The sequence below is a fragment of the Kocuria rhizophila DC2201 genome (genome assembly GCF_000010285.1).
Taxonomy (GTDB): domain Bacteria; phylum Actinomycetota; class Actinomycetes; order Actinomycetales; family Micrococcaceae; genus Kocuria; species Kocuria rhizophila_A.
Map to the genome: position 1 here is coordinate 2,611,231 of NC_010617.1, position 23,757 is coordinate 2,634,987.

22 protein-coding genes are annotated in these 23,757 nt (G+C 70.2%); 13 read left to right on the forward strand and 9 right to left on the reverse strand.

Annotation, left to right across the window (positions count from 1 at the left end):
- The first annotated feature begins 44 nt into the window (after positions 1-44).
- The 4 genes from KRH_RS11260 (at position 45) to KRH_RS11275 (ending at position 3,431) form a co-directional block, all read left to right on the forward strand.
- Positions 45-1,667, forward strand: a complete 1,623-nt coding sequence (locus tag KRH_RS11260; protein WP_012399348.1) for an AMP-binding protein — start codon at positions 45-47, stop codon at positions 1,665-1,667.
- An 83-nt stretch (positions 1,668-1,750) separates the two neighbouring features.
- Positions 1,751-2,182 carry a helix-turn-helix domain-containing protein gene (locus KRH_RS11265; protein ID WP_041297448.1) on the forward strand — a complete coding sequence of 144 codons (432 nt, stop codon included), beginning with the start codon at positions 1,751-1,753 and terminating at the stop codon, positions 2,180-2,182.
- Positions 2,183-2,412: 230 nt separating this feature from the next.
- Positions 2,413-3,141 carry a GNAT family N-acetyltransferase gene (locus tag KRH_RS11270; RefSeq protein ID WP_012399350.1) on the forward strand — a complete coding sequence of 243 codons (729 nt, stop codon included), beginning with the start codon at positions 2,413-2,415 and terminating at the stop codon, positions 3,139-3,141.
- Between the two features lie 56 nt (positions 3,142-3,197).
- A complete protein-coding gene (locus KRH_RS11275) occupies positions 3,198-3,431 on the forward strand; it encodes a type II toxin-antitoxin system RelB family antitoxin (protein ID WP_012399351.1) in 234 nt (77 codons plus the stop codon).
- A gap of 62 nt (positions 3,432-3,493) precedes the next feature.
- Here the strand turns inward: KRH_RS11275 and KRH_RS11855 are convergent, their stop codons facing one another.
- From KRH_RS11855 to KRH_RS11290, 4 genes are all read right to left on the reverse strand, one after another.
- Positions 3,494-3,832 (reverse strand): hypothetical protein, encoded by a 339-nt coding sequence (locus tag KRH_RS11855; protein WP_012399352.1) that lies wholly within the window; start codon positions 3,830-3,832, stop codon positions 3,494-3,496.
- Positions 3,833-3,841: 9 nt separating this feature from the next.
- On the reverse strand, positions 3,842-4,042 hold the full coding sequence (locus tag KRH_RS11860) for a hypothetical protein (protein WP_012399353.1): 201 nt from the start codon (positions 4,040-4,042) through the stop codon (positions 3,842-3,844).
- Positions 4,043-4,163: 121 nt separating this feature from the next.
- A complete protein-coding gene (locus KRH_RS11285) occupies positions 4,164-5,489 on the reverse strand; it encodes a cryptochrome/photolyase family protein (protein ID WP_012399354.1) in 1,326 nt (441 codons plus the stop codon).
- Positions 5,490-5,692: 203 nt separating this feature from the next.
- Positions 5,693-7,027, reverse strand: a complete 1,335-nt coding sequence (locus tag KRH_RS11290; protein WP_012399355.1) for an aromatic amino acid transport family protein — start codon at positions 7,025-7,027, stop codon at positions 5,693-5,695.
- A gap of 213 nt (positions 7,028-7,240) precedes the next feature.
- Here KRH_RS11290 and KRH_RS11295 point away from each other — a divergent pair, with 213 nt between their 5' ends.
- Entirely contained in the window at positions 7,241-7,672 is a 432-nt protein-coding gene (locus tag KRH_RS11295) for a MarR family winged helix-turn-helix transcriptional regulator (RefSeq protein ID WP_012399356.1), read from the forward strand.
- A 48-nt stretch (positions 7,673-7,720) separates the two neighbouring features.
- Here the strand turns inward: KRH_RS11295 and KRH_RS11300 are convergent, their stop codons facing one another.
- Positions 7,721-9,478 (reverse strand): oleate hydratase, encoded by a 1,758-nt coding sequence (locus KRH_RS11300; protein ID WP_012399357.1) that lies wholly within the window; start codon positions 9,476-9,478, stop codon positions 7,721-7,723.
- 89 nt (positions 9,479-9,567) lie between these two features.
- On the opposite strand from KRH_RS11300, the gene KRH_RS11305 reads away from it, so the two are divergent.
- Positions 9,568-10,314 carry a TetR/AcrR family transcriptional regulator gene (locus KRH_RS11305; protein WP_226905805.1) on the forward strand — a complete coding sequence of 249 codons (747 nt, stop codon included), beginning with the start codon at positions 9,568-9,570 and terminating at the stop codon, positions 10,312-10,314.
- Between the two features lie 235 nt (positions 10,315-10,549).
- On the opposite strand, the gene KRH_RS11310 is transcribed toward KRH_RS11305, so the two are convergent.
- Positions 10,550-12,004, reverse strand: coding sequence for an amino acid permease (locus KRH_RS11310; RefSeq protein WP_012399359.1), 1,455 nt, complete (start codon positions 12,002-12,004; stop codon positions 10,550-10,552).
- Positions 12,001-13,161 (reverse strand): formimidoylglutamase, encoded by a 1,161-nt coding sequence (hutG, locus tag KRH_RS11315; RefSeq protein ID WP_012399360.1) that lies wholly within the window; start codon positions 13,159-13,161, stop codon positions 12,001-12,003. Before hutG ends, KRH_RS11310 begins: the two co-directional genes overlap by 4 nt.
- A gap of 234 nt (positions 13,162-13,395) precedes the next feature.
- On the opposite strand from hutG, the gene KRH_RS11320 reads away from it, so the two are divergent.
- Entirely contained in the window at positions 13,396-14,181 is a 786-nt protein-coding gene (locus tag KRH_RS11320) for an IclR family transcriptional regulator (RefSeq protein WP_012399361.1), read from the forward strand.
- A gap of 139 nt (positions 14,182-14,320) precedes the next feature.
- Here the strand turns inward: KRH_RS11320 and KRH_RS11325 are convergent, their stop codons facing one another.
- Entirely contained in the window at positions 14,321-14,590 is a 270-nt protein-coding gene (locus KRH_RS11325; protein WP_172599350.1) for a hypothetical protein, read from the reverse strand.
- 286 nt (positions 14,591-14,876) lie between these two features.
- Between KRH_RS11325 and KRH_RS11330 the strand changes: the two genes are divergently transcribed.
- The 6 genes from KRH_RS11330 (at position 14,877) to fmdA (ending at position 22,677) form a co-directional block, all read left to right on the forward strand.
- Positions 14,877-16,595: a urocanate hydratase gene (locus KRH_RS11330; protein ID WP_012399363.1), complete on the forward strand. Its 1,719-nt coding sequence runs from the start codon at positions 14,877-14,879 to the stop codon at positions 16,593-16,595.
- Positions 16,592-17,767 (forward strand): imidazolonepropionase, encoded by a 1,176-nt coding sequence (gene hutI / locus KRH_RS11335; protein ID WP_012399364.1) that lies wholly within the window; start codon positions 16,592-16,594, stop codon positions 17,765-17,767. The genes KRH_RS11330 and hutI overlap by 4 nt, the downstream gene beginning before the upstream one ends.
- 113 nt (positions 17,768-17,880) lie before the next feature.
- Positions 17,881-19,200, forward strand: coding sequence for a YjiH family protein (locus tag KRH_RS11340; protein ID WP_012399365.1), 1,320 nt, complete (start codon positions 17,881-17,883; stop codon positions 19,198-19,200).
- Between the two features lie 83 nt (positions 19,201-19,283).
- Complete coding sequence (hutH, locus tag KRH_RS11345) at positions 19,284-20,846, forward strand: histidine ammonia-lyase (RefSeq protein WP_041297449.1); 1,563 nt, start codon at positions 19,284-19,286, stop codon at positions 20,844-20,846.
- A gap of 222 nt (positions 20,847-21,068) precedes the next feature.
- Positions 21,069-21,362, forward strand: a complete 294-nt coding sequence (locus KRH_RS11350; RefSeq protein WP_012399367.1) for an FmdB family zinc ribbon protein — start codon at positions 21,069-21,071, stop codon at positions 21,360-21,362.
- Positions 21,363-21,420: 58 nt separating this feature from the next.
- Complete coding sequence (fmdA, locus tag KRH_RS11355; protein ID WP_012399368.1) at positions 21,421-22,677, forward strand: formamidase; 1,257 nt, start codon at positions 21,421-21,423, stop codon at positions 22,675-22,677.
- A 124-nt stretch (positions 22,678-22,801) separates the two neighbouring features.
- Here the strand turns inward: fmdA and KRH_RS11360 are convergent, their stop codons facing one another.
- The gene (locus tag KRH_RS11360; protein WP_012399369.1) at positions 22,802-23,680 is read right to left on the reverse strand and encodes an alpha/beta fold hydrolase; all 879 of its coding nucleotides are present in this window, start codon (positions 23,678-23,680) and stop codon (positions 22,802-22,804) included.
- Positions 23,681-23,757: the final 77 nt, after the last annotated feature.

Consider the following 23,757-nt stretch of genomic DNA (forward strand, 5'->3'; position numbering starts at 1 on the left):
CGGTCCCTGCTGACCCTCCCGGCACCCGACCAAGGAGACACCCGATGACCGATCCCACGCCGTCGTACGCCGCCGGGCCCACCGATCAGCCCCTGCTGGAACAGACCATCGGCGAGAACCTGCACGAGACCGCCGAGCGGTTCCCTGACCACGAGGCCCTCGTGGACGTGGCTGCTGGAAAACGGTGGACCTACCGCGAGTTCCTGCACGACGTCCGGTCCCTTGCCACGGGCCTGGACCGGCTGGGCGTACGCACGGGGGACCGGGTCGGAATCTGGGGGCCCAACTCGTGGGAGTGGGTGCTCATGCAGTACGCGTCCGCGGAGCTCGGCGCGATCCTGGTGAACATCAACCCGTCCTACCGCCAGCACGAGGTGGACTTCGCGCTCGCGCAGGCCGGGATCTCCACGGTGGTCAGCAGTCCCGCGTTCAAGAACAGCGACTACGCGGGGATGCTGGAGGCCGCCCGCCCCCACGCCCCGGAGCTGCAGAACGTGGTGCTCATGGGCAGCCCCGAGTGGGACGCCCTGTTCGTGGAGCCCGACGACGCCCGGCTCGCCTCGGTCGCCACGGGCCTGCACGCCGACGACGCCGTGAACATCCAGTACACGTCCGGCACCACGGGGCGCCCCAAGGGAGCCACCCTCAGCCACCGGAACATCCTCAACAACGGGTACTTCATCGGGGAGCTGCTGCACTACACCGCCGAGGACCGGATCGTGGTGGTCCCCCCGCTGTACCACTGCTTCGGCATGGTGATCGGGAACCTCGCGGCCACGTCCCACGGCTGCGCGATCATCCTGTCCGGGCCGGGTTTCGACCCGCGGGCCGCGCTGCGCGCCGTCGCCCAGGAGAGGGCGACCAGCCTGTACGGGGTGCCCACCATGTTCATCGCGGAGCTAGAGCTGCCGGACTTCGGGGACTACGACCTCTCCACCCTGCGCACCGGGGTGATGGCGGGGTCCCCGTGCCCCATGGAGGTCATGCGCAAGGTCATCTCCGAGATGCACATGAGCGAGGTGGCCATCTGCTACGGCATGACCGAGACCTCCCCCGTGAGCTTCCAGACCCGCTCGGACGACTCCCTGGACCGCCGCGTGGGCACCGTGGGGCGGGTGCACCCGCACGTGGAGGTCAAGATCGTGGACCCCTCCACGGGCGAGACCGTGCCCCGCGGGCAGGCCGGCGAGTTCTGCACCCGCGGCTACTCGGTGATGAAGGGCTACTGGGGCCAGGAGGAGAAGACCCGCGAGGCCATCGACCCCGAGGGCTGGCTGCACACCGGGGACATCGCCGTGATGGACGAGGACGGCTACGCGCAGATCACCGGGCGCATCAAGGACATGGTGATCCGCGGCGGGGAGAACATCTACCCGCGCGAGGTGGAGGAGTTCCTCTACACCCACCCGGACGTCGTCGATGCCCAGGTGATCGGCGTGCCCAGCGAGAAGTACGGCGAGGAGCTCATGGTGTGGCTGCGGCTGCGCGACGGCGCTCCCGCCCTCACCGCCGAGGCCATCCTGGAGTTCGCGGACGGGAAGATCTCCCGCCACAAGATCCCCCGCTACGTGCACGTGGTGGAGGAGTTCCCCATGACCGTGACCGGCAAGGTCCGCAAGGTGGAGATGCGCGAGGAGGCGTTGAAACTGCTGGACCTGGAGGGGTGAGACCACCGGTTGTTCATTTATAAGTGGAAATGCGTTACGTTGTCGCTGAACGAACAGTGACTACTGCGCTCCAGGAGCACGCCATGACGACCACGGTTGAACGGATCAACATCTCAGCACAGACCGTGCGGGAGGCGCAGGCCCCGGCACAGCACGGCGCAAGCCTGGTTCTTCGCGATGCTGCAGGCAACGACGTGGCTCTCCCGGCGGAGGTGCAGAGAACACTTCTCCGCGCCCTGTCCGCCATCGCGGAACACGGCTCGGTGGACATCGCCCAGACGCCCGAGGAGCTGACGAGCACCGTGGCCGCCAATCTCCTGGGCGTCTCCCGCCCCACACTCCTGCGGTGGGCCCGGGAGGGGCAGATCGAATCGTTCAAGGTCGGATCCCATGCGCGGTTCCGGCGTGCTGACGTGCTTCAGCTGCGCCAGCAGCGCGAAATGGCACGGCGTGCCGCATGTCAGGAGCTGCGGGAGGTGGATGCTGAGAACGACTTCGAATTTTTCGCAGATTAGCGGCTCGCGGTGCGCGGCCCCATGGGCGGTGTCCGCGTCCTTCGCCGGGAACACCTTTCGCACCCCGCCTGTCTGATTCCCATGGTGCGCAAACAGCTGAGCTACTGGGGTGCCAGGGCAAACCATGTGCAGCTGGGCGAGGCATTCTCTCGTGCCGGTTGCCCCCAGTTCGCGAGGAGAGTGCGACGGACGCTCTCCCAGATCGCCCGTATGCCGTGAGAGGAGTGGACATGCTGACACTCGAGGAGATCTTTCCTCCGTTCGGACTGCGCATCACGTGCGGGGACCTGGAGCTGCGCGTGCTGCGGGACGAGGACTTCCCGGAGCTGGTGGAACTCGTCCAGGGCGGGATCTCCGTGGCGGGTCTGCCCATGCCGTTTCTACGCGCCTGGCACGAGGAACCGTTCGCGCCGGGGACACCCGACGGCTTCCCGACCACATCGCTGTCCTGGTGGTGGACTCAGCGCTCCACGTTCGCACCGCAGCACTGGAACCTGGCGCTGGCCGTCCGGTCCCGGGGCGGGCTGGTGGGGGTGCAGGACCTCACGGCACGGGATTTCCCCGTGGCACGCTCGGTCAGTTCGGGCTCGTGGCTCGGGCGCGCGCACCACGGGCAGGGCATGGGCACTCTCATGCGCCAGATGGCCGTGGGGTTCGCGTTCGACGAGTTGGACGCCCTCGCGTGCCACTCGGAGTACGTGGTGGGCAACCACGCCTCCGCCGCAGTGAGCCGCAAGACCGGCTACATGGACAACGGCAGGGCCCGCATTGCCCAGAACACCCGCGACGGCTCCATGGGCGTGGAGGAGCAGCGCGTCGTCGTCACCCCGGGGACGTACGTGCGCCCGGAGACACCGGTGACCTGCGAGGGCACGGAGGCCCTGCGCCGGTTTTTCGGGGTCGAGCGCCCGTGCGATGGTGCGCACCACCCCATGCCGCCCCATGCCGCCCCATCCTGACGGCGGGTGAAACTGACTACCTGTAGTCAATCCACCCCTGAAAGGGGGGTGACGCCATGACCGTGACCGCCTCCGTGAATCTGTCCCACGAAATCGGGGCCAAGCTGGAGCGCTCGGCGGCCCGCACCGGGCGCTCGAAGTCCTACTACCTGCGCGAGGCCGTGGAAACACACATCGACCAGCTGGTCCGCGACTACGAGATCCTGGAAGGCGCACAGAATGTGCGCGCCGGCCGTGAACGCACCCACTCGCTGGCCGAGGTGGAGGACATTCTTGACCTGGGCGCTTGAGTTCCCCGGAACGTCGTTGCGAGCCCTGAGGAAGATCGACCACCCCGACCTGGCACCGGCGATCAGCCCAGCCAGTCCTCGAACCGTGTGGCCGTGACGAACGCGTCCCGCGGGATCAGCCCTCCATTGGCGATGCCGCGCCCCAGGTAGGGCGCCTCCTTGATCGTGGGCGGGCGCTGGCCGCCCAGGTCCCCACCCGCGGCGAGGATGCGGCGGGCGAAGTTCGCGATGGTGTCCATCTCCGGGCCGCGGACGGCGAGGATCTCGTGACGGGCCTCGCGCGGTGCGGTGGCGGCGTCGGCCACGACGTCCGCGACCTCCTCACGCAGGGCGGGCGCCATGAGCATGGTGGGTGCGAGCGCCACCAGGCCCCGGCTGACCATGCCCACGGTCGCGGGCACGAAGTCGAATTACTGGGTGGAGCGCACCGTGACGGACGGGACCGGGGACTGCTGGTAGATGCTCTGCTGCACGGCCTTGCCCTTGTAGTAGCCGTACCCGGAGTTCACGCGCGGGTCCTCGGCGCCGGCGATGGACAGGCACACGATCCGGCCCACGCCCTGCTCGTGCGCCGCCGCCGCGATGTTCGACGCCGGGTCCGTCCCGGTCAACGACGCCGCGCGGTCTGCTCTGGCCCACGACGCCGCTCGGCGCGGGGCCACCCGGGGCCGGCGCGCGGGCGGCCCTCGTCGGGGCTCGTTCCCGCCACATGCTCGGCCCCGCGGCCGCCCCTCACAGGCTCTTGAACAGCTCCAGCGCGTGCGCCCGGGACTCCTTGAGGTCCACGATGGGCTCCACGCCCTCCTGCCGCCCGTTCCAGCGGTCCACGTAGACGAAGTCGGGGTCGAACTTCTTCTGCTGCGTCTCCGCGTTGAAGATCCGGAAGTAGGGCGCGGCGTCCGTGCCGCAGCCGGCCACCCACTGCCAGTTGTGCGGGTTGCTCGCGGGGTCCGCGTCCACCAGGGTGTCCCAGAACCACTGTTCGCCCAGGCGCCAGTCGATCAGCAGGTTCTTGGCCAGCAGGGACGCCACGACCATGCGCACCCGGTTCTGCATGGCGCCGGTCTCCCACAGCTCGTGCATCCCGGCGTCCACCAGGGGGATCCCGGTGCGCCCCATCTGCCACGCCGCGAGCACGTCCTCGTCCAGCGGCGGCCACGGGAAGGCGTCGAACTTCGGGTTGATGTTCTCGGTGGCCATGTCCGGGTGGACGTAGAGGTTGTACCAGGAGAACTCGCGCCACCCCACTTCGGTGAGGAACTTCCCGGGGTTCTCCGCACGCTCCAGGGCGGTGTGCCACACGGTGTACGGGCTGATCTCGCCCCAGCGCAGGTGCGGGGACAGCCCGGACGTGGCGGGCCTGGCGGGCACGTCCCGGTCCTGGGTGTAGCGGGGCAACCGCTCGTCCAGGAACTCGTCCAGCCGTTCGTGCGCCGCCCGCTCCCCCACGGTCCACGTGCGCGCCAGGCCCCCGGACCAGTCCGGGTGCGTGGGCAGCAGCTCCCAGTCGACCAGGTCCTCGGAGGCCGGTGCCGGGTCCGCGTGGTCGATCGACGACGGCGCCGGGTACGGTTCCCGGGGCGGCGGCCCGCTGGTGCACGCCCGCCAGAACGGCGTGAACACCCGGTACGGATCCCCGTTCTGGGTGGAGACGGTCCACGGCTCGAACATGAGCGATCCGGCATACGAGTGGGCCTCCACACCGTTCTCCCCGGCCCACTCCTTGAGCCCGGCATCCACCGCGCGCTCCGGCCCGCCGTAGCGGCGGTTCCACAGCAGCCGGTCCGCGCCGGTCTCGCGCACGACGTGGGGCACCACCTTCCCTGCCGGACCGCGCCGCAGCGTGAGGGGCACCCCCAGCTCCGACAGATCCGAGGCGAGCGAGGTCAGGGAGTGGTGCAGCCACCACTTGGCCGCACCGCCGAGCGGGCGGACCCCCTCGGACTCCTCGTCCAGGACGTAGAGGCACACCACGGGCTCCCCGTGGGAGACGGCCTCGTGCAGGGCGGGGTGGTCGGTGACCCGGAGGTCGTCGCGGAACAGCACCACGGTGGTCATCTGGGCTCCTCACCCGTTCGGTCGGTGGTGTGCAACGACCCCCGCTGCGCAGCAGCGGGGGTCGCGGCCTCGGTCACGGCCAATCTACACAGCGGGACCGCACCGGACCCGGGAGGGGGGCCCGCAGCGGTCTGCACCACGGCACCGGCGGCCGGGCGCGGACCCGGCCCAGCGGCGTCGTCCTCCGGCCGTGACGTGGGGCGTCAGGAGATCAGGCCGTAGATGATGCCGCTGACCGCCACGAGACCGGCCACGGTGACGAACACGTTGGAGATCCTGCCCCGGTAGGGCTCCAGCGCCGGCAGCTTGCGGATCGCGTACATGGGCATGAGATAGAGGATCACGGCGATCACCGGCCCCGCGAGGGACTCGATGAGCGAGAGGATGCTGGGGTTCAGGATGGCCACGAGCCACGTGGTCACGAAGATGAACACGGCCACAGCGGTCTTGAGGGCCCTGTCGCTGATCTTCGTGCCTTTGGGGTCCACGGTGGAGCGCACAATGCCCACGGCACCCTCCGCCGCGCCCATGTAGTGGCCGAAGAACGAGGAGGCGATCGCGGCGAGTGCCACCGCCGGGCCCAGGTAGGCGATGAACGGGCTGCCGTTCTCGTTGGCCAGGTAGGACAGCACGGGCAGGTTCTGGTCCTTGGCGCCCCGCAGCCCGGTGGGACCCAGGGACAGCACGCAGGACCACACGAAGCCCATGGTGAAGATGACCAGCAGCAGGGTGGAGCGCTTGAGCACCACGGAGGCGCGCTCGCTCGCGCGGTCCCCGTACCCGTGCTTCATGGCCACGGAGAACTGCGAGATGGCGGGTGAGTGGTTGAACGCGAACACGAGCACCGGGATGATCATCCACACGGACATCAGGAAGTCCCCGGCGGAGGGCACGCCCCGGAACGCACTGAAGTCCCACGTGGGGATCAGGAACAGGGTCACGCCCAGCAGGATGAGGATCAGCGGGTACACGAGCCACTGGGTGACGATCAGCATGATCCGCTGCCCCGTGAACATCACGAGCATCAGCAGCGCCACCAGCACGCCCGAGAGCAGCCAGCGCGGCGGAGAGGCCAGGTGGAACTGGTTGACCAGCAGGCTGTCCACGGTGTTGGTGATGCCCACGCCGTAGATCAGCACGATCGGGTAGATCGCCAGGAAGTAGACGATGGTGATCAGCCGGCCCAGGCCCTCGCCGAAGGCCTTGCGGGCCACGCCGGTGATGTCCTCGTCCGGCACGGGGGACGCGCACACGAAGCGGGACAGCGCCCGGTGGGAGAGGTACGTCATGGGCCCGATCAGCACCGTGACGATCAGCAGCGGCCACAGACCGCCCAGGCCCGCGTTGATGGGCAGGAACAGCACCCCCGCGCCCACGGCGGTGCCGAAGAGGGAGATCGCCCAGTTGGTCTCGAACCGGCGGTTGGCGTGGCCCGGGGCGGGGCTCCCCGAGTGGGGCCGCGCGGCGGTGGCGGTGGCGGTGGCGACCGAGGATCCCCCGGCGGGCGTGGACGTGCGGTCGTGGTCGTGTTCCGGCACCGGGGTCTCCGTGCTGTTGGGGAAAGGGAAGAGCGGAAGGATGCGGACACCCTGTGAGCCGGGCCATAGTTATACGCGACTCGCCCCCGTTGTTCAACAACCCCGGCCGTGACGGGCGCGCCCCCTGACCCCCGCCCCGCGTGGTGGGCACGCCTTCAGTCCGCGCGCCCCGAGCGTCACCGCACGTCATCCCGGAAATGCGCCTCCCGTACCATGGTGGGCATGGATCCCGAGTTCCGCCTGGACACGCAGCTGTGCTTCGCGCTGTACACCGCCTCGCGCAAGGTGACCAGCGCGTACCGTGAACCTCTCAAGGCCATCGGGCTGACCTACCCGCAGTACCTGGTGATGCTTGTGCTATGGGAGCAGGACCACCGCTCGGTCCGCCAGCTGGGCGAGACCCTCGCCCTGGACAGCGGCACCCTCTCCCCACTGCTGCGCCGCGTGGAGGCGGCGGGCTTCGTGACCCGCCGCCGCAGCGAGCAGGACGAACGCTCCGTGGTCATCTCCCTCACGGACGCCGGGCGTGCCCTGCAGGAACCGGCCGCGGGGATGCAGCGCGAGCTGCTGGACGAGCTGGACATGTCCCCCAGGGACAGGAAGACCCTGCACAGGCTGGCCCAGAAGCTGTGCCACGTGCTGTGACGGCTTCCGGGTGCACCCGTGCAGGGTCCGCTCAGCAGGCGCTGAGGATCACAGCACGCCGTACTCCTCGAGCAGCTCGCCCACCTCGCCGTCCTCCAGCCGACGACGCAGCCGCTTGCGCAGCGGTTCCGGCCCGGGGATCCGGACCTTCTCGCCGTCCCGCAGCCGGGTGAGGCCCTCCAGCAGCACCCGCACGTCATAGGTGCTGCCCCACGTCTCGGGAACGCCGCGCTCCACCCCCATGAGCTGGTACACGGCCTCCATGCCGGTGCGCACCGAGTACTCGGTGGTGAAGATGCAGTCGCGGCCGGTCTCGGCGAACTGGCCGATGAACGCGAAGTTGCGGGCGCCCTCGGGCACCACCTGGGGGCGGTCGCCCGCGTGGCGGGGCATGAAGAAGCTGGTCACGTACGGCATCATCACGGGCACCGTCTTGGCGCCGGTGGCAGCGAGCTCCGGGATCTCCTCCACGGGAACGCCCATGTGGTAGAGCCACTCCTGGGTGATCTCCTCGCCCGTGCACTCGGCCATGGTCTTCTTCACGAAGTCGCCGGGGGTGTCCACGAACAGCGAGTAGACCCACACCACGATCTGGTCCTTCGGCTGCTTCTTGAAGTGCGGCTGGCGGTTCACGGTCCAGCTGAGCAGCCACGAGGAGTCCTCCGCCGTGACGATCCCGCCCGTGACCACGCGGCCGCTGAACGGGTCCCGCTGCGCGATCTTGCGGATGTACTCGGGAATCCGCTCGTCCAGGGTGGTGACGGTGGCGGACTCCCACTTGGTCTCGTCGATCGAGGAGCAGAACACCTCGGGGCGCCCGAAGGAGGGGTCCTTGGCGGCGATCCGCTTCCACAGGTCCCAGGCCGAGGCGGGGCCGCGGTCGAGCTCCGCGGGGGTGGCGTGGTCGCCGTCGTTCGAGTTGTCCACGAGGGAGCCGATGGTGGTGAACACGAGGTCGTGCTCACCGAGCTCCTGGGTCTCGGTGGCGCCCTCGCGCACCCAGTGGATCGCGGTGGCGCGGATCTCGCCGTTGCGGTGGGAGAAGTCGATGTCGCGGACGTCGGTGTCGTACTGGAAGGTGACGCCGCGCTCGGTGAGGTAGGAAATCAGGGGCAGCACGAAGGACTCGTACTGGTTGTACTTGGAGAACTTCAGCGCAGAGAAGTCCGGCAGCCCGCCGATGTGGTGCACGAAGCGGTGAAGGTAGAGCTTGAACTCCAGCGCGGAGTGCCACTCCTCGAACGCGAACATGGTGCGCCAGTACATCCAGAACGGGGAGGCCAGGAACTCCTTGCTCATCACGTCCTGGATCTTCTTGCCCTCCATCTCCTCGCGCGTGGCCAGGAAGATGTGCAGGAGGTCCTTCTGGGCGCGCTGCGGGAGGTCGAACTTGCCTTCGTGGCCCGCGTCCTGGCCCTGCTTCACGGTGGCGCGGCGCAGGGAGTAGTTGGGGTCGTCCCGGTTGAGCCACGCGAACTCGTCCAGCACGGACGCGCCCTCGATCTCCAGGGACGGCACGGAGCGCATCATGTCCCACAGGCACTCCATGTGGTTCTCGAGCTCACGCCCGCCGCGGATCACGAACCCCTTCTCGGGCACGTCCAGCCCATCCAGGGCACCGCCGGGCAGCCGGCCCTTCTCCACCACAGTCACGTTCTCGCCGGGCACGCCGGCGTCCCGGACCAGGAACACCGCCGCCGCGAGTCCGGCGAGACCGGATCCCACGATCCACGCGCGGGTGTCCTGCGCGTGCTCCGCCGGGCGGGGCCGCATGAAGGCCTCGTAGTTGCCTGCTGTGAACTGCATGTCGTTCCTCCTTCCGCGGGGGCGTCACCTTGGCGCTCCCTGCGTTCATAATTGAGCCTACTCAATTTTGAGTGCAATACAATTATCTGGTGGAGAAAATTCAGAACCTGACGCCCCGCGGCAGAACACGCCCCCTGGAGCACGTGGCCTCCCGCGTGAGCCCGCGCGGCCCCGGGCGCCGCGAGATCGCCAAGGCGAAGAAGCGCGCCCGCATCCTGGCCGCCGCCCGCTCGCTCATGAGCGAGAAGGGCTACGCGCAGATGTCCATGAGCGAGGTCGCCTCCCGCGCGGACGTGGCCGCGGGCACCGTGTTCCAGTACGCCGCCACCAAGGCGGAGCTGCTGATGATGGTCACCGAGAACATCTGGGCGGACCACGTCAACGACATCCTGGACGCCACCCCCGACCCCGGCCACCGCTCCCCCGCTGCGGTGGTGGACGCCATCATGGACTCACTCGCCCCGGTCTTCGACATGGCCGTGCACTGGCCGGAGACCACCGTGTGGATCGCACGCGAGATTCTCTTCGGCGAGGACCTCCCTCACCGCCGCGAGGTGCTGGTGCTGGTGGAGAAGCTCGAGAACCACATCGCGCGGATGCTCGCGGGCTGCCGTTCCGCCGCGCACGCCGGCACTACACCTCTGGACGTGGGCGCACGGATGATCGTGACCAGCGGGCTCGCGGAGCTCAACCGCGCCCGCCAGGGCCGCGCCGAGCTGCGCCTGGTGCTCGAGCGAATGCGGGAGATCGTCGCCCTCGTGGCCGCGGGCGTGGACAGTGCACTTCCTCCCGCGCACGACGCCGCTGTCCCCGCGTCCCCGGCGACCGCCCGGTAGCCCGCCGAGGCACCACGCCGCTGCGCCCCCGCCTCTTGACAACCCCGGGCGGCCCATCCGGGAATCACGGAGCGCCTCCAGCGCGCCATGGGCAGGGCCGCCCGGCGTCAGCGGGGACGAACCCGTGACCTGCGCGGCGCGTGACGGAGCGCGCGGACCCGGCCGTGCGGCGTCGTCGTCCGGGCATGGGAAAGCCCCGGCTCGCGAACGGGCCGGGGCTCTCAGCAGGCGGGGATCAGCTGCGGGGCAGGGTGATCAGCGCGGTGTGGTCGTCCAGCGGCGGGCGGTGGCGGCCGCTGCCCCGGACGAACAGCGCGTAGCCCACGCCCAGGAGCACGAGCCACACGACGCCCACGATCAGCGCCACGCGGGTGTCCGGGAACCAGCCGAGCAGCACGATCACGAACAGGATGCCGACGGTCGCGGCCCACGAGGCCACGGGCCAGAACGGGACCTTGAACTCGGACTCGGGGCGGTTCTTGCGCTCGATCTCCCGCCTCATGGCGATGTGCGAGAGCAGGATCATGAGCCACACCCACACGGTGGCGAACGTGGCAATCGAGGCGATGATGAGGAACACGTCCTCGGGGATCACAGCGTTGAGGACCGCGCCGATGCCCAGGGCGATGCCCATGACCACCACGGTGAGCCACGGGACGCCGTTGCGGGAGACCTTGGTGAAGGCCCGGGGCGCCTGGCCCTGCTCCGCGAGGCCGAAGAGCATGCGGCCCGCGCCGAAGGTGTCGGCGTTGATCGCGGAGATGGCGGCGACGATGACCACCACGTTGAGGATGGATGCCGCAGCGGGAATACCCAGGGCGGAGAAGATCTGCACGAACGGGCTGGCCTCGCCGGTGATCTCGGTCCACGGCACCAGGGACATCAGCACCACCATGGTGCCCACGTAGAACAGCAGGATGCGGGCGGGCACGGCGTTGACGGCCTTGGGGATGGAGCGGGCCGGATCACCGGCTTCACCGGCGGTGATGCCGATGGTCTCGATGCCGCCGAACGCGAAGACCACCACGGACAGTGCGGCCAGCAGGCCACCCACGCCGTTGGGCAGGAAGCCGCCGTGGTCCACCAGGTTCTGCACGCCCACGGGCTCGCCGGGGGCGTAGGAGACGCCGATCACCATGAGCACGATGCCGCCCACGATCATCGCCAGGATGGCACCCACCTTGATGATGGTCAGCCAGAACTCGAGCTCACCGAAGATCTTCACGTTGCGCGTGTTGATGGCGGCGATGAACAGGATCACCGCGGCCACCCAGATCCAGCGGGGCGTGTCCGGGAACCAGAAGCCCATGTACACGCCGAACGCGGTGACGTCCGCAATGGCCACCACGATCATCTCGAACACGAACGTCCAGCCCGTAACGAAGCCCGCGAACGGGCCCAGGTAGCGCGCGGCGTACTGGCCGAACGAACCGGGGACGGGGTGGCGCACGGCCATCTCGCCGAGGGCGCGCATGACCATGTAGACCACCGCTCCGGCGATCAGGTACGCGAGGATCACGGACGGCCCGGCCGCCTGGATGGCGGTGGCCGAGCCGTAGAACAGCCCGGTGCCGATCGCCGAGCCCAGCGCGATGAACTGGATGTGGCGCATGCTCAGACCGCGGGACAGGGTGTGGTTCTCCTGCGGGGACCCCTGTGGAGCGGGTTGCTGCGGGGTGGAACTGCTCATCGGTGATCTCCCGTGGTGTTCCCGGCGAGGCCGGTGGGTGGGGTCGGTGCGGGGCGGGCGGTTGATGCGGTGGTCGCCGCCCCGGGGGACGACGTCGCGGCGGCGCCCCCGGCGCGCGGGGAGGACGACGTCGCGGCGGCGCCTCCCGCGTGCGGGGACGTGCCCGCGGAGGCCGGGCGCGGTGTCGTCGTGCTCAGGGCGTCGTGGGCCAGGGTGGTGATGAGGCGCGCGGCGGCGCGGGCGGTGCGACCGTCCACGTCCATCCGCGGCAGCAGCTCCACCACGTCCACGAGCACCAGTTTGCCGCTGCGGGCCACGCGGTGGCACACGGCCTGGATGGTCTCCAGGGGAACACCGTATCCGGCCGGGGCGCTCACGCCGGGCGCCACGGCGGCGGGCAGGACGTCCAGGTCGATGCTCAGGTGGATGGCGTCCACACGCTTGACGAGACGGTCCACGACCTCCAGGACGGCGTCGAGGTGGCTCGGCTGGCACTGCTCGTCCGTGAGGTAATCCACGCCCAGCTCGTCCGCGGTGCGGAACAGGACGCCGGTGTTGTTGGGCTCGCTGATGCCCAGCACGGTGTAGTCGAACGTGCGGCCCGCCTCCTGGTCCGCGCGGGCCATCTGCAGGAACGGGGTGCCGGAGGAGGGCTCGTCCGCCTGGCGCAGGTCGAAGTGGGCGTCCAGGTTCAGCACGCCCACGCGCTTGTCCCGCAGGCGCTCACTGCGGGTGCGGCCCAGGTAGCTGCCCCACGCGGTGTCGTGGCCGCCACCCAGGACGATCACGGGGTTGCCGGTGTCCAGGAGGCGTGCGACGTGCTGCCCCAGGGTGTCTTGGCCGTCCTCCAGGTCGCGGTCCGGGACCACCACGGTGCCGGCGTCGTGGATGCCGAAGTTGGCATGCATCGCCAGAGGGGCGAGTGCACCGCGCAGGGCGTCCGGACCCTCGGAGGCGCCCACGCGGCCCTTGTTGCGGCGCACGCCCTCGTCGCAGGAGAAGCCGATGAGCTCGACGGCGGCGGCCTCGGTGGCGCTGCCCTGGTCGCCTGATTCTGGGCGCACCTTCTGGTGCCAGCGCAGGTGCTCGGGGGTGCCCCCGTCCGTTCGTCCGCTCCAGACGGAGTCGTCCGGTGGAATGATCCGGGTGGGATTCATGGAACGCCCTTTCCTGCGGTGCCTGCCCCCAGCGTGGCACGGTGCCGGGAGCCCGCGAGTGTGATCTGAATTACGCTGCCCCCAGCCAATCCCACCACGGGGCACGGCGACGAGGGCGCACACCAGATATCGTCTGGTATTCCAGACACGCAGATCGTACGACACACCGGACCGGGGGCACGCGCGGTGGCCGCGCGGCGTCGTCGCCCACCGCTGCTCAACGGAGGAGATGCCATGCCGGGACCCAAGGTGCCTGCCGCCCAGAGCACGCTGCGGATCCTGCGGTTCCTGGCCTCTCGGAAGGGGCCGGTGGCGGCGTCGTCGATTGCGACGGCGCTGGAGCTGCCGCGGTCCAGCGTGTACCACCTGCTGGCGGTGATGACGGAGCAGGGGTTCGTGGTGCACCTGCCCGAGGAGCGGCTGTACGGGCTGGGGATCGCGGCGTTCGAGCTGTCCTCGGCGTACACGCGGCAGGATCCGATGGCGCGGCTGGGTGAGCCGCTGCTGCGCGCACTCGTGGACGCGGTGGGCGAGAACGCGCACCTGGCGGTGATGCACGGGCGGGACGTGGTCTACGTGGTGGAGGAGCGGGCGCCGTACAAGCCGTCGCTGGTGACGAACGTGGGTGTGCGCATCCCGGCGCACCTCACGGCGAGCGGGCGGTCGATGCTCGCGGGCCTGCCCGCCGCACAGGTGCGGGCGCTGTACCCGGACCGGGCGTCGTTCGCGTCCCGGTGGGAGAGCACGGCGATCACGACGCCAGGGCAGCTGCGCGCCGAGCTTTCGCGGACCCGGGAGCGCGGCTGGGCCGTGGAGGAGGGTGACGTGACGCCGAACTTCGCGTCCGTGGCGGTCGCGGCCCACGACCATCGGGGACTGCCGGTGGCGGGGGTGGCGCTCACGTTCCTAGGGCACAAGATCGACGACGAGCGGCGGGCAGAGCTGGTGGGGCACGTGCGGCGGACGGCGGAGGCGCTGACTCGGCGCTTGCACGGGGCGGTGCCGGGGGTTGGGGCCTGAAAGTCAAGGCGTCCCGCGCCGGGCTTAGATCCGTCACCGAGGGGCCCCTGCTGTTTCAGTCGGCCCCGACCCCTGTCAACAACGTCAGGCCCTCCTACACCTGCAGGAAGACGCGACGTCGTTGACGCGGACCCCACCATTACGCCACGAGCCGGGTGTACCGCTGCCGAGCGGCCTCACCGGTCGTTCCGACGAAAGTGTCGATTGCAGCCCATGACATGCCCGCGTGGCGAGCCGTGCGCACGGCGTCGATGACATGACGTTCCGCAACAGACTGTTCCGCAACGGCCTCGCGCAGAGCCGTGATTGCATCCACGTCCAGCTCGTCCTCAGGCCACTGCTCGTACTGCTCGAAGCGCGCGGCCAGCTCATCGGCGTGCGCGAGGATCTCCTCCACAGTTCGGGGCATGGTCAGCACCTCAGATATTTCCGACGGGCAGGCATGGCGTGGAGAATGTCAGCCTCCGCGATTCCGTGCTTCAACGCTGATGGCGCGATGATCGGCTCATCCACACTTACAAGTCATCTTGCATTGCAGTAGAGCTACAAGGGTTTTGCCCCGCGCCTCTGTCTGGCATCCCAGACACAACCCCCTCCGGAACCCGTGACCCCCGTCACCGTCCGTGGTCCCATGGACTCATTCCCCGTCCGCAGCCTTATCCGCCCCGGACCGACCCGCACCAGGAGGACCATTCATGACACTGCCCAACGCCCGCCCCGTCCGCGCACCGCGCGGCACCGAGATCAGCGCCAAGAGCTGGCAGACCGAAGCGCCCCTGCGCATGCTCATGAACAACCTGGACCCCGAGGTCGCCGAGCGTCCTGACGACCTGGTGGTCTACGGCGGCACCGGCCGCGCGGCTCGCAGCTGGGAGGCGTTCGACGCCATCGTGAAGACCCTCAAGGAGCTGGAGGACGACGAGACCCTGCTGGTCCAGTCCGGCAAGCCGGTGGGCGTGTTCCGCACCCACCAGTGGGCCCCGCGCGTGCTGATCGCCAACTCCAACCTGGTGGGCGACTGGGCCACCTGGCCCGAGTTCCGCAAGCTCGAGGACGAGGGCCTCATGATGTACGGCCAGATGACCGCCGGGTCCTGGATCTACATAGCCACGCAGGGCATCCTGCAGGGCACCTACGAGACGTTCTACGCCGTCGCCCGCAAGATGCACGAGGAGGGCCGCATCCCCGAGCCCACCCTGGCCGGCACCCTGACCATCACCGGCGGCTGCGGCGGCATGGGCGGCGCCCAGCCGCTCGCCGTGACGCTGAACGGCGGCGCGTGCCTCGTCGTGGACGTGGACGAGACGCGCCTGAAGCGCCGCCAGTCCAAGCGCTACCTGGACGAGGTGGAGACGGACCTGGACACCGCCCTCGCCAAGGTCATGGCCGCCAAGAACAAGCGCCGCGCGCTGTCCGTGGGGTACGTGGGCAACGCCGCGGACGTGTTCCCGGAGCTGCTGCGCCGCCACCGCGCGGGCGAGATCTCCGTGGACGTCGTGACCGACCAGACCTCCGCGCACGATCCCCTGTCCTACCTGCCCACCGAGTTCACCGTGGAGCAGTGGGACGCCGAGGCCAAGGCGGATCCGATCGGCTTCACCAAGAAGGCCCGCGAGGCCATGGCCGCGCAGGTGCAGGCGATGGTCGAGTTCCAGGACGAGGGCGCCGAGGTCTTCGACTACGGCAACTCCATCCGCGACGAAGCCCGCCACGCCGGCTACACCCGCGCGTTCGAGTTCCCGGGCTTCGTCCCGGCATACATCCGCCCGCTGTTCTGCGAGGGCCTCGGCCCGTTCCGCTGGGTGGCACTCTCCGGCGACCCCAAGGACATCGAGGTCACGGACAACGCGATCAAGGAGCTCTTCCCGGACAACACGCACCTGCACGAGTGGATCGACGCCGCGCAGGAGCACGTGGAGTTCGAGGGCCTGCCCGCGCGCATCTGCTGGCTGGGCTACGGCGAGCGCCACAGGGCCGGGCTGCTGTTCAACCAGCTCGTGGCCGAGGGCAAGGTCTCTGCGCCCATCGTGATCGGCCGCGACCACCTGGACTCCGGTTCGGTGGCCTCGCCCTACCGCGAGACCGAGTCCATGAAGGACGGCTCGGACGCCATCGCGGACTGGCCCCTGCTCAACGCGCTGACCGCCGCGTCCTCGGGCGCCACCTGGGTGTCCATCCACCACGGCGGCGGCGTGGGCATCGGCCGGTCGATCCACGCAGGCCAGGTCTCCGTGGCGGACGGCACGGATCTCGCGGCCGAGAAGCTCGAGCGCCTGCTCACCAACGATCCCGGCATGGGCGTGATCCGCCACGCGGACGCCGGCTACGAGCGCGCCGTCGAGGTCGCGGACGAGCGCGGCGTCAACATCCCCATGCACAACGACCTCGCGGCCACCCGCCAGGCGGACCAGTGAGCGAGCTCATCACCGGCATCGGCGAGCTGCACACCGTGGACCCCGCCCGGGGTGCGGACTCCGTGCTCAGGGACGCGGCCGTCGTCGTCGAGAACGGGCTGATCGCGTGGATGGGCCGCGCCTCCGAGGCCCCCGCTGCGGACCGCGCCGTGGACGTGGAGGGGCGCGCGGCGCTGCCCGGCTGGGTGGACTCGCACACGCACCTGGTGTTCGCCGGGGACCGTGGTGAGGAATTCGCCGCGCGTATGGCCGGTGAGGCATACGCGGCGGGTGGCATCGGCGTGACCACGAACGCCACCCGGGAAGCCAGTGACGAGACCCTGCGCGGGCTCGTGGCCGGGCGCGTGCGGGATGCCGTGGCCGGTGGCACCACCTACCTGGAGACGAAGACGGGCTACGGCCTGGACGTCGAGCAGGAGCTGCGCGCGGCGAAGATCGCTGCGGGCGCCGCGGACGAGGTCACGTTCCTGGGCGCCCACCTGGTGCCCGAGGGCGTGGACGCGGACGAGTACGTGGAGACGGTGTGCGGGCCCATGCTCGAGGCCGTGACCCCGTACGTGCAGTGGGCGGACGTGTTCTGCGAGCGCGGGGCGTTCAACCCGGAGCAGTCCCGCCGCGTGCTCGAGGCCTGCCGGGACGCGGGGCTCGGGCTGCGGGTGCACGGCAACCAGATCGGTCCCGGTGAGGGTGTGTCCCTCGCCGTGGAGCTGGGGGCGGCATCCGTGGACCACTGCAACTTCCTCTCGGACGAGGACGTGGCGGCGCTGGCCGGCTCGGACACCGTGGCCACCGTGCTGCCGGCGTGCGACCTGTCCACCCGTGCCCCGCTGGCCCCGGCCCGTGAGCTGCTGGACGCGGGAGCCACCGCGGCGATCGCGTCCAACTGCAACCCCGGCACCAGCTACACCACGTCCATGAACTTCTGCGTGGCCACCGCGGTGCTGCAGATGAAGCTCACGGTGGACGAGGCCATCCGTGCGGCCACGCTCGGCGGTGCGAAGGCGCTGCGTCGTGACGTCTCCACCCCGGGCCGGCCCGCCGTGGGCCACCTCGCCGTGGGAACGCGCGCGGACCTGCACGTGCTGGACGCCCCGCAGGCCGTGCACCTGGCCTACCGCCCCGGCATGCCCCTCACGTGGGGCGTGTGGCGGGCGGGCCGCCGGGAGATCTGAGCGGGAGGCCCTGCGGTGTGCCGCGGGGCCTCCCGGATCGAACCCCGCCCGGCACTGCCGCACTCCGCGGCACACGACCACCACCCACGATTCACCCGTCACGAGGATGTGAAATGAGCACGCTCCAGGAACCCGCGCGCACCAACCGCGCCGATGTGCTGCGCTTCGTGCTCTACAGCGCCATCGGCATCTTCATGTTCTTCGTGCCCGTCACCATCGGCGGCAAGAGCACCATCCCGTTGGACCACATCGTCACGTGGCTCCGGGAGAACGTGGGTGCCGCCGTGCCGTACTACGCGCTGGCAGTGATTCTGGCGGGCACGGTGTTCCCGTTCGTCACGGGTTCCTGGCGGGCATCCCCGGTGAAGATGGTGTTCGCCTTCCTGAACATCCTGGGTCTGGTGGTCGGCTGCGCCCTGGTGTTCAGCGTGGGCCCGGACTGGCTCATGGCCAAGGACATGGGCCCGTTCCTCTTCAACTCCCTGGTGATCCCGGTGGGGCTGATCGTGCCCATCGGCGCCGTGTTCCTGGCACTGCTCATCGGGTACGGGCTCATGGAGTTCATCGGGGTGTTCCTGCAGCCGGTCATGCGCCCGGTGTGGCGCACCCCGGGCCGCTCGGCCATCGACGCCGTGGCGTCCTTCGTGGGCAGCTACTCCCTGGCGCTGCTGCTCACCGACCGCGTCTACCGGGAGGGCCGCTACACGGCGCGGGAAGCCGCCGTCATTGCCACGGGCTTCTCCACGGTGTCCGCGAGCTTCATGGTGATCGTGGCCAAGGCCCTGGACCTCATGGACCACTGGCTGCTCTACTTCTGGCTGGCCCTGGTGGTCACCTTCCTGGTCACCGCCATCACCGTGCGGATCCCGCCGCTGAGCCGCATCCCGGACGACCCCTACCCCGGCGTGGAGCACCAGCCGGAGAAGCTGGTCACCGGCCGTCGCTTCCACCACGCGTGGGCCGAGGCGCGCGGGGCCCTGCACGCCGCCCCCAGCCTGGGCCGCAACGTGTGGGACAACCTCCGGGACGGCCTGCGCATGGCCATGTCCATCCTCCCGTCGATCCTCTCGATCGGTCTGATCGGACTGGTGCTGGCCCGCTACACCCCGATCTTCGACTGGCTGGGGTACCTCTTCGTGCCGTTCGCGTGGGTCGTGGGCCTGCCGGAGCCGCTGCTGGCGGGCAAGGCGTCGGCCACGGGCATCGCGGAGATGTTCCTCCCCGCCACCCTGGTGGCCGGGCAGGACTCGCTCGTCCTGCGCCTGGTGATCGCGATTGTCTGCGTCTCCGCGATCATCTTCTTCTCCGCTCTCGTGCCGTCCATCCTGGCCACCGAGATCCCGGTCTCCATCCGCTCGCTGGTGGTCATCTGGTTCGAGCGCGTGGCGCTCACCATCCTCATCGCCACCCCGCTGGTGCGGCTGCTCACCTAGCGCGTAGCACCCCCGGCGCACGTGCACTGCACCGCCCTGACCCACTTCTCCCGAACCACTCCCGACCGGAAGGACCCTTCCCCATGACCCTCTTCGACACCGACCTCCCCACCACCGTGCAGCTGGGATCCTCCGGCGTGACGGTGGGTGACGTCATCGCCGTCGCCCGCCACGACGCCCGCGTGGAGCTGACCGACGAGGCCCGCGAGCGCGTGGCCAAGGTGCGCCGCCACATCGACGAGCTGGCGGCGTCGGACGTGCCCGCGTACGGGATCTCCACGGGCTTCGGGGCGCTGGCCAACAAGCACATCCCGCTGGAGAAGCGCACGCGGCTGCAGAAGTCCCTGGTGCGCTCCCACGCCGCGGGCACCGGGCCCACCGTGGAGCGGGAGGTGGTGCGGGCGCTGATGTTCCTGCGCGCCAAGACCCTGGCCTCCGGGCACACGGGCATCCGCGTGGAGACCCTGGAGACCATGCTCGCCGTGCTCAACGCGGGCATCACCCCGGTGGTGCACGAGTTCGGCTCGCTGGGCTGCTCGGGTGACCTGGCCCCGCTCGCCCACTGCGCGCTCGTGCTCATGGGCGAGGGCCGCGCCGTCGGACCCGACGGCACCGAGCGTCCCGTGCCCGAGCTGCTCGCCGAGGCCGGGATCGAGCCCGTGACCCTCGCCGAGAAGGAGGGCCTGGCGCTGATCAACGGCACGGACGGCATGCTGGGCCAGCTCATCATGGCGCTGGCGGACCTGCAGAACCTGCTCACCGCCGCAGACATCACCGCCGCGTTCTCCGTGGAGGGTCTGCTGGGCACGGACCGCGTGTTCGTCCCCGAGCTGCACGAGCCGCTGCGCCCCCACCCGGGCCAGAAGTATGCCGCCGCGAACATGCTCAAGGTGCTGGAGGGCTCCGGCATCGTGGCCTCCCACCGCGTGGGCGACGACCGCGTGCAGGACGCCTACTCCCTGCGCTGCGCCCCCCAGGTGGCGGGCGGCAGCCGGGACACCGCCCGCTACGCGCTGACCGTCGCGCAGCAGGAGCTCGCCGCCGCCGTGGACAACCCCGTGGTCCTGGACGACGGCACCGTGAGCTCCAACGGCAACTTCCACGGCGCCCCTGTGGCCTACGTGCTGGACTTCCTGGCCATCCCCATCGCGGACCTCGCGTCGATGTCCGAGCGGCGCACCGACCGCATGCTCGACCCTGCCCGTTCCCACGGCCTGCCCCCGTTCCTCGCGGAGGACCCGGGCACGGACTCCGGGCTGATGATCGCGCAGTACACCCAGGCCGGGCTGGTCTCGGACATGAAGCGCCTGGCCGCGCCGGCGTCCGTGGACTCGATCCCCAGCTCCGCGATGCAGGAGGACCACGTGTCCATGGGCTGGCACGCCGCCCGCAAGCTGCGCCAGGCCGTGCTGAACCTGCGCCGCGTGCTCGCCATCGAGCTGCTGACCTCCACGCGCGCGATTGCCCTGCGCGCGCCCCTGGAACCGGGCGCGGCGGCGTCGGCGGTCATTGCGGACCTGGACGGCCGCGTGGGCGCGCCCGGCGAGGACCGCTTCATGGCACCGGAGATCGAGGCGGCCGAGGAGTACGTGGCCTCGGGGCGCCTGGTGCGCACGGTCGAGTCCGCGGTGGGCCCGCTGAACTGACCGGCGCGCGCGGAGGCGGGGCACGACGTCGCCCGCGTGCCTCCTCCGAGCACGGCCAGTTCGCGAGGGGCGGGGCGTGTGAGGAGAGGTTCTGCCCCCGGAAAGTGCATTTCCGGGGGCAGAACCTCTCCCTGCGCGTCGCGCCACCCACCCCGAGCGGTCGGGCCTGTCCCCTCCGCAGACCGGGTTGTATCGTGGCTCACACGCCTGAAGGGAGCGTCCATGCCCGTCTACGAGTTCCGGTGCGAGGCCTGCGGGCCGTTCGACGCCCACCACGCCATGGCGCAGGTGCCGCGCTCCCAGGTCTGCCCCGCGTGCGGCGCGGACGCACGGCGCGTGTTCTCCGCGGTGGGCCTGTCCCGCGCGAACTCTCCCCGGGCACGCGCGATCGACGACGCCGCCCGCACGGCTGACGCGCCCGACGTCGTCCGATCCCTGCCCCGCCAGCCCGGCGCCCCCGGAGCGGCCCCTGCCGTGACCCGGGACCCCCGGCACGCGAAGCTGCCGCGGCCGTAGCTTCCCCGCACTGCCGCGCGGGAACCGCCCGCGGGGCTCTCCAGAAAGGTCACGGACCATGCCAGAAGTGATTTTCCCGCTGGACTCCACCAAGCCCTTCACCGAGCAGAAGCTGACCGGTCACAACCGCTGGCACCCGGAGATCCCGCCCGTCGCCACGCTCAAGCGCGGCGAGAGCTACCGCATCGACTGCCGCGAGTGGTTCGACGGCGCCATCAAGAACGACGACTCCGCGGACGACATCCGGGACGCCCCGCTGAACCGGGTGCACGCACTGTCCGGGCCGTTCCGGATCGAGGGCGCGGAGCCCGGCGACCTGCTGATCGTGGACATCCTGGACGTGGGTCCCATCCCGCAGGAGGAGGGCCCGCTGGCCGGTCAGGGCTGGGGCTACACGGGGATCTTCGCGCAGAAGAACGGCGGCAGCTTCCTGGTGGACCAGTTCCCGGACGCCTACAAGGCCGTGTGGGACTTCCGCGGCGGCGAGTGCACGTCCCGGCACATCCCCGGCGTGAAGTTCACGGGCATGGTCCACCCCGGTCTCATGGGCACCGCGCCGTCCTCCGAGCTGCTGAAAACGTGGAACAAGCGCGAGGGCGATCTGATCGCCACCGATCCGCAGCGCGTGCCCCCGCTGGCTCTGCCACCCGAACCCGACGCCGCGATCCTGGGTTCGCTGACCGGCGCAGACTTCGACCGCGTGGCCGGCGAGGGCGCCCGCACGGCTCCCCCGCGCGAGAACGGCGGCAACCAGGACATCAAGAACTTCACCAAGGGCTCGCGCGTGTTCTACCCGGTGTACGTGTCCGGGGCGAACCTCTCCATGGGGGACCTGCACTTCTCCCAGGGGGACGGTGAGATCACGTTCTGCGGCGGCATCGAGATGGGCGGTTTCATCGACATCCACGTGGACGTGATCAAGGGCGGCATGGACACCTACGGCGTAAGCGAGAACGCCATCTTCATGCCCGGGCGCAACGGTCCCGTGTACTCGGAGTGGCTGGCGTTCTCGGGCACGTCCGTGACGCTCGACGGCGAGCAGCGTTACCTGGACTCGCACCTGTCCTACCAGCGCGCGATCCTGCACGCGATCGACTACCTCGCCAAGTTCGGCTGGTCCAAGGAGCAGGCGTACCTGCTGCTGGGCGCCGCGCCCATCGAGGGCCGCTTCTCCGGGGTGGTGGACATCCCCAACTCGTGCGCCACGGTGTACCTGCCCACGGAGATCTTCGACGTGGACATCCGTCCCTCCGCCAGCGGCCCCATGCAGGTGGACCCGGGCATGGGCGCCCCGCGTGCGATGAACCCAGGCTGATTCCGCCACGGCCCCGCGCGGACGACGCCGCTGGGTTGCCTCTCGCAGGTGAGTGCAGTTCCGCCTCGGGAACCTAAGTTTCCCGCCGGTGGAAGTGCACTCGTATGTCTAATGGGAGACCCCCTCAGTTTTGTGCAGCGGCCGCCAGGTGCTCCTGGATCTCCGCCAGCACCTCGTCCGGGCGCTCTTCCACCATGAAGTGCCCGGTGGGAACCGCCCGACCGGTGATCCGCGGCAGCCACGGCCGCCACGCCTCCAGCGGATCCGTCTGGGCACCCACCACGCCGTCGTCGCCCCAGAGCAGCAGGGCGGGGAGGTTGCGGGAGGTGCCGCGGTCGGCGTCATCGTGCTCCCGGTCCACCCCGGCGGCCGCGGCGTAGTCCGCGCACCACGCGGCCACCACCGACGGGTTCTGGGCGGCGGCCTCGTAGGCAGCGAGCGCCTCGGGGTCGAACGTGTCCAGGGAACCGGGAGTGCCACTGAGTCCCCCGAGGGCCGCGTGCAGGAACGTGAGGGGCCCGGCGCTGATGAGCCCCTGCGGCATGGGTGCTGGCTGGGCCAGGAACAGCCAGTGGTAGTACCGGATGGCCAGCCAGTCGTCCATGAGCTCCCACACGGTGGGGGTGGGGAGGATGTCCAGCAGCGCCACGGAGCGCACGGCGTCCGGGGCGTCCAGAGTCATGCGGTGGGCGGTGCGGGCGCCGCGGTCGTGGGCCACCACGTGGAAGGACTCGTGGCCCAGGTGGCGCATCACGGCCACCATGTCCGCGGCCATGGCCCGGAAGCTGAAGTCCTCACTGTCTGCGGTGGATTCTCCGTAGCCGCGCAGGTCCGCGACGACCATGCGGTGGTCCCGCGCGAGGGCCGGACCCAGGCGGTGCCACATGGCGTGGGTCTGCGGGAAGCCGTGCAGCAGCAGGAGCGGCTCGCCCCGCCCGCCGGTCCGCACGTGGATGGTCGCCCCGGGGACCGGGATGCGGTGGGTCTCGAAGTTCTCGAACATGGGGCCATTGTGCGCGCCCCGGGGACCGCCGGGCGCTTCAGGCCCCTGGGAGGCGCCCCAAGCGCCTGCTCCCGCGA